Origin of the sequence: Bradyrhizobium sp. (assembly GCF_016462955.1) — a bacterium.
GTDB lineage: Bacteria > Pseudomonadota > Alphaproteobacteria > Rhizobiales > Xanthobacteraceae > Bradyrhizobium.
Window position 1 is genome coordinate 1 of the sequence record NZ_JAEMSD010000166.1, and the last position, 10540, is coordinate 10540.

The following is a 10540-nucleotide window of genomic DNA, read 5'->3' on the forward strand; positions in this document are numbered from 1 at the left end:
GAAGTACGCACGTTGATCCAACAAGTTAGGATGCTTTCGGCCGAAGCCGGCTTCTATGCGATGTGCGCACCGGCGGAAATCGGGGGAGGTGGGCTGGGGCACCTTGTCTACTACGTGGCCTGGGAGGCGATATATCGCCGGCTCGGGGGGCAGGGCGTCATTATTCCCTGGGTCATTGCACACTGGGCTTTCGGGCCCAGCCGACTGCTCACCCAGGTCACAGAGGTAGCCCGCGAGAGATGCTTGGCGGGCATGATGGCCGGGAAGACATCGATGTGCTTTGGTCTTTCCGAGCCGGGGGCCGGCTCAGACGCCAGCATGATCAAGACGCGGGCTGACAAGACCGGAACAGGCTGGAAAATCTCTGGCCGCAAGCTCTGGACAACCAACGCTCCCACTGCGGAATGGTGCATTGTTTTCGCCGTCACCGACGTCGAGAAAGCTGTGCGAAAGGCTGGAGGCATCAGCGCATTTCTCGTTCCAACCGATGCACGAGGATTTCATGTTGAGAGCGTCGTGCGCTTGTTTGGTCACGTTGGCGGGCACGAGGGCGCTCTTGTGCTTGAGGAGGTAGAGGTACACCCTTGGCAATTGGTCGGCGAGCTCGACCAGGGATTCAAGATCGCACTATATGGAGTCTCGCTGGGTCGGGTCTACAACGCCGCCCGAGCTGTCGGACAGGGAAGATGGGCGCTGGAAATGGCCATCGACTATTCGAAGCAACGTGAGGCCTTCGGTTCAAAGATCGCGGAGTATCAAGCCGTCTCGTTTCCGATAGCCGAAGCAGCTACGGAATTGCACGCTGCGCACCTGATGGGATTGAATGCAGCGATGCTCCTCGACCGCGGCGATAAAGCGCCGAAGGAGCTTTCGATGGCAAAGGCCTATTCGGTACAAGCCGGATTTCGCGCCGTGGATCGTGCAATTCAGACACACGGCGGCATGGGATTGACGAACGAAATCGGTCTTGTTCACGCCTGGCAAGACCTGAGAATCGTCAACATTGCCGACGGCACGAATGAAATCCCGACGCGAATGATTGCCCAGCGATTACTGTCAGGTGACGTCGATCTCTAAGCCCGGGCGGAAGTTGACGATGTGTCTGCCGTCGCTTCCCGCGGCCAAACGGTCAGGTGAACCGAAGTTGCACCTCCATGGCGATGGTCCCGCCCGACGTCATTGCCCACAGCTCGGCGCCGGCGCCGCCGTTGACCGGACGTCCGGCGACGTTGAACGGCGCAGTATCGAACAAGGGTGCGCGTGCGCGTTGCGTAAACGAGGCGATAGTCCTGCTCGCATTGTTGTCCCGGACGAGATCAATGAGACATTGCTGCGAATAAGGGCCGTGCACCACCAGCCCGGGGTAGCCCTCCACGGTCATCGCGTAAGTCCGATCGTAGTGAATACGATGCGGATTGAAGGTCACAGCAGAATAGCGGAAGAGCGATACCGGATCCGTTGTGATCTGCCGCGTCCAAGGTAGATCGGCGGGCGGCGTGTCTCGTTTCGGTATCCCGCTTTTCTCACCCGGCTTTACGGCGTCGCGAAACACGGTGAAACTCTCCTCCACGATCGCGAGGCCGCATGGCGAGAATATGCGTCGCGTTTGTGTGGCAAAGATGAGTGGGCCGTACTGCCGGAACGCAACGTCATGTCCGTCAGCTCCGTCTCACGTTTGAGGGCGTCTCCCACGAGGAGCGGATGATGAAACGTCAGACTTGTCCCCGCGTACATGCGTCGCGGAAACGGCACATCGGGAATGACGCCTCCCGAAGTTGGCAGGCCATCCTCGCCCAGCGTCGCCCTGCGCGCGAATGAATTGAAATAGGCGAGGTGCCATCCGGGCGGAATCGCTTCACCCTTGGTAGGTACCGCATCGTCTCGATCGAATGCCGCGACTAGACCGAAGAGGGGCGCTCGCGTAGCTTCGTCTTCTTCCACGATCTTGGTGCCTATGTGTTTGCGCAAGCCGTCAATGTCGATTTCGGCAGCCATCATCGTTATCCCGAGCTGGGTACGGACATGTCGGTCGCGGGGGCTGCCAGAACGAATCCAGGCAGAGTGAGGCCAGGTTTCGCTTTCTCAAAGACGAGGCGGACGGACATGCCGATATCGAGCCGTGTGTCCGCAGGGGCATGTAGCCGCGCCAGCATGCGTACACCTTCCTCCAGATCGACCGTCACCAGCGTGTAGGGCAGATCGGACCTGTAACCGTCGTGAAACGGATGATGCGTGATCGTCCAGCTGTGAATTGTACCTTGCCCCGATGCTTCGACCCACCGGGTTTCGAAAGAATGGCACGCATCGCATACCGGCCGAAGCGGCCTCCGCGCTGAAGGAGCGCGGGTTTGACAATGTCATGGGCGTCCAGGCCGACGTTCGAAACTACGAACAGGTTTCCGAGGCGGTGCGCGCGGTGGTCCATCGGTTCGGATCGCTGGACATTCTGGTGAACAATGCGGCGGGAAATTTTTTCTGCCCAACGGCCGCGATGTCTTCGAACGCATGGAAGACGGTCGTTGATATCGATCTCAATGGCACGTTCCACGGTTGCCGCGCCGCCTATGAACATCTCGATGCGTCGAGTGGCGGCGGCTGCATCATCAACAACATTACCATGCAGGCGCTGTCGGGATAGCCGGGCGCGGCGCATGCCGCCGCTGCCAAGGCCGGCATCCTGTCGCTGACGCGAACGCTGTTCGGACGCACGGCACACGGCCTGCGCGAGGGCATCCACATTCGCGAGAGCCGCGTTGCGATAGCCGGACAGCAGCCTGCCGCCGCGCAGCGACTGGATCATCTCCAGCGCTTCGGCTTCGATCTGCAAGACCACGTCGCCGAGCTGGATATCAACCCCGTGAAACTGTCGGCCGTCAGCGCAACCGCTGTCGATGCGCTGATCGTGCTGCGCGAGAAAGAGGATAAGCAATGAACAAGTCAGCTTCAGGCAGGGTCGCGATCGTCGGTGTCGGCGAATCCGACATCGGCAAGGTCCCCAACATGACCGGTCTCGGATTGAACGCGCAGGCCGCCAAGCGCGCGCTCGACGATGCCGGTCTCAAGGTGTCGGACATCGACGGGGTTCTGACCGCGTACTCCTTCACCGAACCGTACTTCATGCTCGGATCGGTGTTGTGTGAATATCTTGGCCTCAAGCCGCGGTACAATGCGTCGGTCATCGTCGGCGGCGGATCACCCGCTGTGATGCTGAAGCACGCTACGGAAGCGATCCTGGCCGGCAGCGCGGACACCATCCTGGTCTGCGCCGGGGAGAACAGGGCGACGGGTCAATCGCGTGATTCCGCCGTGTCGGCGTTGCTGGCGGTGGGCCATCCGTACTTCGAGCAGCCCTATGGCGGATCGATCCCCGGCTTCTACGCCATGATCGCGCAACGGCATATGCATGTGTATGGCACGACCCGCGAGCACCTCGCGCATATCGCTGTGAATACCCGTCGGCACGCGCTGCTGCATCCCAATGCGCATATGAAGACGCCGATCACCTTGCAGGATGTGCTGTCGGCGAAGCCGATCGCCGATCCGTTTGGGATGCTGGATTGCTGCCTGATCTCGGATGCAGGCGGCGCGTTCATCGTGACGTCGGCCGAGCGCGCCAAGGATCTCAAATCCAAGCCGGCCTATCTGCTGGGCATCGGAGAACATCACACGCACGAACACATCATGTGCGCGCCAAGCCTGACGGAATTGGCGCAAAGGAATCCGGCAAGCGCGCCTACGAGATGGCTGGCGTCAAGCCGTCCGACATCGACGTCGCGCAACTCTACGACTGCTTCTCCATCGTCCCGCTGATCGAGCTGGAAGAGCGCGGGTTCTGCGAGCCGGGCGAGGGCGGCGCTTCTTTGCCGACGGCCGAGCCTCGATCGGCGGAAAGCTGCCGATCAACACCCATGGCGGAATGCTGTCGCACGCTCATGCAGGCGCTGCGGGCGGCTTGTTCGGCATCGTGGAAGGCGTCCGGCAACTTCGTGGCGGGCTTGGCCCGCGCCAGGTCGAGGGTGCCGAACTCGCTCTGGTCCACAACGAGGGTGGCATTCTGTCATCCCACTGCACACTCATTCTTGGCAACCAACCCAACTGACGAGAGAAGACAATGAGCAATCAAAAACCGCGCGGCCGCTATTTCGACGATTTCGAAGTGGGCCAAGAGTTCGAAAGCCCGGCGCGTACCGTCACGCAGGCCGACATCATCAATTTTGCCTGTCTGTCCGGCGATTTCAACGAGGTCCACACCAATTTCGAATACTGCAAGACGACGCAGTTCGGCGAGTCGATCGCGCACGGTCCGCTGGTCTACGCGATCATGGGCGGCTTGCAATACGCGAGTGGTATCAACGACGGCACGCTGCTGGCGTTGTTGCAAATCGACAAGTGGCGTTTGCTCGACGCCGTCAAGCACGGCGACACCATTCGCTTGCGCTCCAAGGTCGTCGATAAAAAGGAAAGCAGCAAGCCGGATCGTGGCGTCGTCACTTTCAAACGTGAGTGCGTGCGTCACGATGGCAAGGTGGTTCAGGAGATGCAGGCCACGCTGCTCTATCGCCGTAGGCCGGCGTAGGCGTCCATCATCGATAAGGCGTTCCATGCGTCTGTAAACGCAACTCAGGGATTTGTTGATGACCTCTTTTCAGAACAACGCTGAGTTCGATCTCAGCGAGGATCAGGTGCGGATGCGTGACAGCGTGTTGCACCTGCTTCGCGAGACCTTACCCGCGACTAAAGTAGCCGAGTTGGATGATGCGAGCGAATTTCCGTTCGATGCCTATGCGGCGCTCGCCAAAGCCGGCTGGCTCGGATTGCCGCATGACGAGGCTTATGGCGGCGCCAATGGCAGCTACATGGATCTGGCTGTTCTGATCGAAGCGATTGCCTAACACAACGCCCAGATGGCCTCCGCCTATCTAACCACGGTTGTCTATGGCGGAATGCAGCTCAGGTTCGGCGCCAGTGAGAGCCTGAAGGCCGCGTTGCTGCCGAAATTGATTTCAGGAGATTTGCGGCTCGCCTTCTGTTTGACGGAACCGGACACCGGCTCCGATGCAAGCGCCATTCGAACGCGTGCCGTTGCCGACGGTGATGACTATGTGATCGATGGTCAGAAGGTTTACATCACGTGCGCACACGTCGCGGACCACCTCGTGGTCGCAACCAAGACCGCGCCCGACCAACGGCACCGTGGCATCACGAGTTTTCTCGTCGATGCCAAGGCAAAAGGGGTGACCATTCGCCCGCTGCGTGGCCTCGGCCGAAAGATGATCCATACCAATGAGGTGTTCTTCGATCAGGTGACAGTGCCGGCGGCGCGCATTCTCGGCGGATTGAATAACGGCTGGCAGAACATCATGCGCGGCCTCAACGTCGAGCGGCTCTGCCTCTCGGCGGCGGCCAGCGGTAACTCGCACCGTATTATCGACACGGCGCTGGAATTTGCGCGGCAGCGCGTCCAGTTCGGCAAGCCGATCACCGAATATCAGGCGATCAGTCACAAGCTCGCCGACATGCGTATCGGCGCCGAGATTTCTCGTGTGATGACGTATCGGCTGGCGTCGCTGATGGACAAGGGCATCGCTCCCGGTACGGCCGCGGCAATCACCAAGATCTATGCGACCGAGGGCAATTCACGCTGTGCCGATATGGGTATTCAGGTGATGGGCGGCGCTGGCCTGATGATGAGTTCGGAGATGCAGATGTATTTCCGCGATTCGCGAATCGGCATCATCGGCGGCGGCACCAGCGAAATTCTTCGCAACGTTATTGCCAAATCAATGATCTGAAAGGGGGAGGAGGGTCATGGGAACTGTATCGCGTCGTTCGTTTGTGATCGGAGCCGGAGCTGTTGGGCTGGGCCTCGGAAAGGCACGCGAGTACTTGTTGTTGTCGAAGCGCACCAGGCAGGTCTTCGAGACCGATGCCGTTACCGCATGGAAGCCGTCGAAGCGGCCGGCATAGGGAACGAGTTTGGGGCGTTCGGCTTCGAACACTTCCCAGATCGTCTGATCGACCAGCTCCGGATGGCGATGAGCCTTGGCGTAAGCGATGCACTTGTCGAGCAGCCAGGCGTTTAACTCGTCGAGGTTTTTGAACCGCAGCCGGGGCGTGAAGAAGCGTTCCCTGACCAGCCCGACCTGGTTCTCGACCTGCCCCTTCTCCCAGCCCGACGCTGGCGTGCAGGCGACCGGATCGACCAGATAGTGGCTGCACATCTGCAGGAAGCGGCGATTCTAGAGACGCCCTTTACCGACGAAGATCGTCTCCACGGCGGTCTTCATGTTGTCATAGATGCCGCGGGTGCAGGTGCCTTTGAACAGGGCGAACGCCCGGTCGTGGGCGTCGAACACCATCTCCTGCGTCTCGCGCGGATAGGCCCGCACGAACAGCATGCGGCTGTGACAGAGCCGGACATGAGCAGCCTTCACCATCACCGTGGTGCCGCTCAGCAGGACGACCTCGTGGCTCCAGTCGAACTGGTAGGCTTCGCCTGGGGCAAAGCTTAGCGGGAGATAAGCGGCCGCCGTCGATTGCCCGCGTTCTTTGCTCCACCGCCTGGCGTAACGCCGCACCGCATCGTAACCGCCGTCGTAGCCGCGGCCGCGCAGCTCTTCGAAGATCCGGATCAACGTCAGCTGTTCACGAGCCGATTTAGCCGCGTTCGCCGCGAGCAATCCGTCAAGCCCATCGTCCGAGCTTTGGCCGCGGCTGCACCTGCCGCTCGTACTCGAAGGAGGTCTCTCCCGACCTCAGAACCTTCGGGACCGTGTTCCGTGACACCTTCAGGTCACGGGCGATCTCCTTGATCGTCTTGCCCTTGATGAAGTGCTCGCGCCGAATCCGCGCAATCGTCTCCACGACCAGCATCCTCCACCACCTGCTTTGTTACGAAGCAGGCAGCGCAACAGACCAACCTGTAGGGGGTCAATTTTTGGGCTCTGACTCACTTTTGATGCAGTTTGAGGGACGACTGGCGCTTTGATAGGAGGAGAATCGCGCCATGCAGCAGGCACTCCACCGCTCCAGTTTGGTGCCGCGTGGATTTGTTGTAGAGAGTGCTTACTACGAGGGTGATAAGGCCATTGTTGTGGTTGGGGCGTCCGGAAGCGTCGGCCTGTGTCCATCTTGCGGAACGGTTTCCCGACGTGTCCATAGCCGCTATCGACGCCGCGTGACCGATCTGCCGCTCTCGGGGCGGATCGTCCAGCTCTTGGTAATCGCCCGCCGCTTTCGCTGTGACGCGGTTCTATGCGGGCGCCAAATCTTCACCGAACGCTTCGCTGAAGGCGTACTGGCGCCATCGGCGCGACGTACGGCAAGGCTGGACTCCATCGTCCATCACCTCGGCCTGGCGCTTGGCGGTCGACCGGCAGCAGGCTTTGCAAAGCGGCTGATGCTGCCGGTGAGCAAAGATACGCTTCTTCGGGTAGTTCGGCGCCGTAGCCGTCCTCCAACTGACCCGCTCAAGGTTATCGGCATTGATGATTGGGCCTGGCGGCGCAATCACCGATACGCCAGCATCATCTGCAACCTGGAAAGGCGCCGGGTGGTCACCCTGCTGCCGGATCGTGAACCGGCAACTGCCCAAGCGTGGCTCTCTGCTCATCCCACGATCGCAATCGTCGCCCGTGATCGTGGCGGCGGATATGGCGAAGCGGCAGCCAAGGCTCTACCGCATGCAGTACAGGTCGCCGATCGTTGGCATCTGATGGAGAACGCCAGTCGGGCTTTCCTCGACGCCGTACGCAAATCGATGCGCCAGATACGCACCGTCATCGGCGCCACCACAATCAACCCCAAGCTGCTCACGGCCGCCGAACGCCTTCAGTATGAGGGCTATCTGCGCCGCGAGGAGACTAACGCGGCCATCTTAGCATTGTCGAAGAACGGCATACCTATCAAGCAGATTGTGCGTCAGACCGGCCACAGCAGGAAGCTGGTACGACAGGTGGTCCGCGGCGAACGTCACGACGTCTTCCGAACCCGGCAAAGTTCGTTGGATCTGCACTTGCCTTGGCTGGACGAGCAGTGGGCGTCCGGCTGCCGCAATGGAGCTGAACTGTGGCGCCGCTTAACAGGGCGTGGCTTCCGAGGCTCGCTCCGCGTCATCAGCGAGTGGGCCACCCGCAGACGACGAGCGGAGAGGGCCGACACACAAAACTTGCAGAGGATCCCGTCGGCCAGGACGATCGCGCGCCTCATGACAATCGGGCGGGACTCCCTCACGAAAGCGGAGACCGTCACGGTCGTGGCGATCGAAGCGGGCGTGCCAACCTTGGTCGAGGCACGCGAGATCATTGCCGAATTCCACATGATGATCCGCCGCAAGATCGAGGTGGGTCTCATGACGTGGATCGAGCGCGCCCGCGCTAGTCTCGTCGCCTCGTTCGCCAGCGGCGTCGCCAGGGACGAAGCGGCAGTCCGAGCAGCAATCACTTTGCCCTGGTCTAACGGCCAGACTGAAGGTCAGATCACGCGCCTCAAGCTCGTCAAACGCCAGATGTACGGCCGCGGCAAGATCGATCTGCTTCAAGCGAGACTAATCGGCGCAGAATAATCGGAGCTGCACCAAAATTGCGTCAGAGCGCATTGCCTCATCCAGAATGTTACTGGACAACTTCTCGCCGATGATTGGGTCGGTGCCATCGAATTGGTTCGGTGGCGTCTATGGCGGGAAAGATCAGCATGGGCGCGCGGCGCGAGGTGGTATCGGCGGTAACGGAGCGCTACCGGTCGGCCAAACGAGCGGAGAAGGGGCGGATTCTCGACGAGCTGTGCGCGACGACGGGCTGGCATCGCAAGCATGCGGTGCGCGCGCTCCGGCGACGCGAGACGGTTGGACCGGGCGAGGTCGAGGCAAAAAGAAAGCGAAGACGCAGATATGGCGCGACGATCAAGGACGCGCTGACGGCGCTGTGGGAGGCGTCGGATCGGGTGTGCGGCAAGCGGCTCAAGGTGATGATCCCGACCTTGCTACCTGCCCTTGAGCAACATGGCCGATTGCAGCTTAGCCAGTCGGACCGTGATCGTGTCCTGGCTATCAGCGCCGCCACCATCGATCGCCTGCTCGTCGATGTGAAGATCGCGGCGAGCGGCGGCAGGCGGCGCCGTGCCGGATTCTATTCGGCAATCCGGCGCGAGGTCCCCATCCGCACGTTCAATGACTGGAACAGCCCGGTGCCCGGCTTCTGCGAGGTCGACATGGTCGCCCATGGCGGCACGTCGGTGGCTGGCTCGTTCATCCAGACCTTGACCATGGTCGATGTTGCCACCGGCTGGACGGAGTGCCTGCCATTGCTGACGCGGGAAGGTTCGCTGGTCGTCGAGGCGATCAACCGCGCACAGAGCCTGTTCCCCTGGCTGTTGCGCGGCGTGGACTTCGACAACGACAGCGCCTTCATGAACGATGTCGTCGTGCCATGGTGTCGCGAACAGAAACTCGAAGTCACACGCTCGCGCGCGTACAAGAAGAACGATCAAGCGTTCGTCGAGCAGAAGAATGGTGCTGTCGTCCGCCGCCTCATGGGCTATGGCCGCTTCGATGGCGTCGAGACGGCGCGTATGATGGGCCGCCTCTACGCGGCGGCACGGCTCTACGTCAACTTCTTCCAGCCGTCGTTCAAGCTGAAGGAGAAGCGTCGCGAAGGGGCTAAAGTGATCAAGCGCTATCATCTCCCATCGACGCCCTATGAGCGTGCCTTGGCGCATCCCAAGGTGACCGCGGCCGTGAAGAAACGGCTGCGCGATCAGTATCGCTCGCTCGATCCGGTCGCGCTGTTGGCGGAGATTCGCGCAACCCAAGAGGAACTAGGCAATCGCGTCGATCGTCGTGCCGGACAGGCGCGCGGCCTGCAACCCGCTCACACTAGCACCCTGCCAGCGACCGCGGCGTCGTTCGCGAAGACGCTCGGCAAGACCGCGACGGTCGGCGAGCCGCGTGCCACGCACCGGCGAACTCGTCGGCCCTATAAGACCAGAGTTCGCATGCCGTCCAAGCTCGATCCGCATATTGCTGCGATTGAAGCCTGGCTCGCAGAGCAGCCGCAGCTGACGGCGCTCGCAATTGTCGGTCGGCTGCGCGAGAAATATCCCGAGGAGTTCGGAAAGAGACAGCATTCGATTGTGCAACGTCTGCTGAGGGCGCTCAGACGGAGGGCTGCCGAACGGTTGGTCGCCCAGGGCCCGCTCGACGACGCCACGACCGCTGCCCCATTGCCCGGGGTTGTGGACGGCTCGGGCTATGAAGGGCCCGACCCGCCCACAGCCCCTCTCGTCGAGCAAGCCGGAAAGCCCATTTGGCGCGGTCAATCAATCGACATCGGATCGCCATCGGCAATGGCACCATCAGGGTAACATTCGTAGATGCGGCAATACGGGGGGTCAATATTGCAGACGATGTCGTAATTGCGGTCGGCGCCCGCGGCTCAAAAGGTCCGCTATCTTCAAGCCTTCCCGCAATCTCACGAATCGGAGGGGGCCATGAAGCAATATGTTGGGCTGGATGTCTCGCAAAAAGAAACATCAGTATGTGTAG

General features: G+C 61.0%; 12 protein-coding genes and 1 pseudogene. 8 read left to right on the forward strand and 5 right to left on the reverse strand.

From position 1 onward, the window contains the following. Nucleotides 1-1077, forward strand: a 1077-nt coding sequence (locus JHD07_RS18110) for an acyl-CoA dehydrogenase (protein ID WP_291624526.1), incomplete at its 5' end; no start/stop codon positions are given. A 52-nt stretch (nt 1078-1129) separates the two neighbouring features. Here the strand turns inward: JHD07_RS18110 and JHD07_RS18115 are convergent. From JHD07_RS18115 to JHD07_RS39810, 3 genes are read right to left on the reverse strand one after another with little or no spacing between them, the layout of a single operon-like run. Further along, the gene (locus JHD07_RS18115; RefSeq protein ID WP_155248781.1) at nt 1130-1552 is read right to left on the reverse strand and encodes a hypothetical protein; all 423 of its coding nucleotides are present in this window, start codon (nt 1550-1552) and stop codon (nt 1130-1132) included. Then, on the reverse strand, nt 1534-1995 hold the full coding sequence (locus JHD07_RS18120; RefSeq protein ID WP_155248782.1) for a MaoC family dehydratase N-terminal domain-containing protein: 462 nt from the start codon (nt 1993-1995) through the stop codon (nt 1534-1536). Before JHD07_RS18120 ends, JHD07_RS18115 begins: the two co-directional genes overlap by 19 nt. Nucleotides 1996-2000: 5 nt before the next feature. Beyond that, nucleotides 2001-2252, reverse strand: coding sequence for an OB-fold domain-containing protein (locus tag JHD07_RS39810; protein WP_080654993.1), 252 nt, complete (start codon nt 2250-2252; stop codon nt 2001-2003). A 107-nt stretch (nt 2253-2359) separates the two neighbouring features. Between JHD07_RS39810 and JHD07_RS18125 the strand changes: the two genes are divergently transcribed. Together JHD07_RS18125 and JHD07_RS18130 are read left to right on the forward strand one after the other, a co-directional pair. After that, nucleotides 2360-2638, forward strand: a complete 279-nt coding sequence (locus tag JHD07_RS18125; RefSeq protein ID WP_245265980.1) for an SDR family NAD(P)-dependent oxidoreductase — start codon at nt 2360-2362, stop codon at nt 2636-2638. Nucleotides 2639-2928: 290 nt separating this feature from the next. Continuing rightward, entirely contained in the window at nt 2929-3810 is an 882-nt protein-coding gene (locus JHD07_RS18130; RefSeq protein WP_210163728.1) for a hypothetical protein, read from the forward strand. On the opposite strand, the gene JHD07_RS18135 is transcribed toward JHD07_RS18130, so the two are convergent. Beyond that, nucleotides 3782-4039 (reverse strand): hypothetical protein, encoded by a 258-nt coding sequence (locus tag JHD07_RS18135; RefSeq protein ID WP_210163729.1) that lies wholly within the window; start codon nt 4037-4039, stop codon nt 3782-3784. The two genes, JHD07_RS18130 and JHD07_RS18135, sit on opposite strands and share 29 nt — an antisense overlap. A gap of 72 nt (nt 4040-4111) precedes the next feature. Between JHD07_RS18135 and JHD07_RS18140 the strand changes: the two genes are divergently transcribed. The 3 genes from JHD07_RS18140 to JHD07_RS18150 are packed head-to-tail and all read left to right on the forward strand — an operon-like array spanning nt 4112 to nt 5792. Next, nucleotides 4112-4576: a MaoC/PaaZ C-terminal domain-containing protein gene (locus JHD07_RS18140; RefSeq protein ID WP_024343108.1), complete on the forward strand. Its 465-nt coding sequence runs from the start codon at nt 4112-4114 to the stop codon at nt 4574-4576. 58 nt (nt 4577-4634) lie between these two features. Beyond that, on the forward strand, nt 4635-4892 hold the full coding sequence (locus JHD07_RS18145; RefSeq protein ID WP_210163730.1) for an acyl-CoA dehydrogenase family protein: 258 nt from the start codon (nt 4635-4637) through the stop codon (nt 4890-4892). 12 nt (nt 4893-4904) lie between these two features. Continuing rightward, a complete protein-coding gene (locus JHD07_RS18150; protein WP_210163731.1) occupies nt 4905-5792 on the forward strand; it encodes an acyl-CoA dehydrogenase in 888 nt (295 codons plus the stop codon). An 87-nt stretch (nt 5793-5879) separates the two neighbouring features. Here the strand turns inward: JHD07_RS18150 and istA are convergent. Further along, nucleotides 5880-6873: pseudogene (gene istA / locus JHD07_RS18155) on the reverse strand (IS21 family transposase); the annotation flags it as partial. A 133-nt stretch (nt 6874-7006) separates the two neighbouring features. Here istA and JHD07_RS18160 point away from each other — a divergent pair. Beyond that, a complete protein-coding gene (locus JHD07_RS18160; RefSeq protein ID WP_024343510.1) occupies nt 7007-8563 on the forward strand; it encodes an ISL3 family transposase in 1557 nt (518 codons plus the stop codon). A gap of 110 nt (nt 8564-8673) precedes the next feature. Then, complete coding sequence (locus JHD07_RS18165) at nt 8674-10359, forward strand: DDE-type integrase/transposase/recombinase (protein WP_028139145.1); 1686 nt, start codon at nt 8674-8676, stop codon at nt 10357-10359. Nucleotides 10360-10540 lie beyond the last annotated feature (181 nt).

Excerpts from the sequence above, each read along its gene's own strand:
- JHD07_RS18120 (WP_155248782.1), bottom strand. The coding sequence starts at position 1,995 with ATGGCTGCCGAAATCGACATTGACGGCTTGCGCAAACACATAGGCACC.
- JHD07_RS18125 (WP_245265980.1), top strand. The coding sequence starts at position 2,360 with ATGGGCGTCCAGGCCGACGTTCGAAACTACGAACAGGTTTCCGAGGCG.
- JHD07_RS18130 (WP_210163728.1), top strand. The coding sequence starts at position 2,929 with ATGAACAAGTCAGCTTCAGGCAGGGTCGCGATCGTCGGTGTCGGCGAA.
- JHD07_RS18140 (WP_024343108.1), top strand. The coding sequence starts at position 4,112 with ATGAGCAATCAAAAACCGCGCGGCCGCTATTTCGACGATTTCGAAGTG.
- JHD07_RS18145 (WP_210163730.1), top strand. The coding sequence starts at position 4,635 with ATGACCTCTTTTCAGAACAACGCTGAGTTCGATCTCAGCGAGGATCAG.
- JHD07_RS18150 (WP_210163731.1), top strand. The coding sequence starts at position 4,905 with ATGGCCTCCGCCTATCTAACCACGGTTGTCTATGGCGGAATGCAGCTC.
- JHD07_RS18160 (WP_024343510.1), top strand. The coding sequence starts at position 7,007 with ATGCAGCAGGCACTCCACCGCTCCAGTTTGGTGCCGCGTGGATTTGTT.
- JHD07_RS18165 (WP_028139145.1), top strand. The coding sequence starts at position 8,674 with ATGGCGGGAAAGATCAGCATGGGCGCGCGGCGCGAGGTGGTATCGGCG.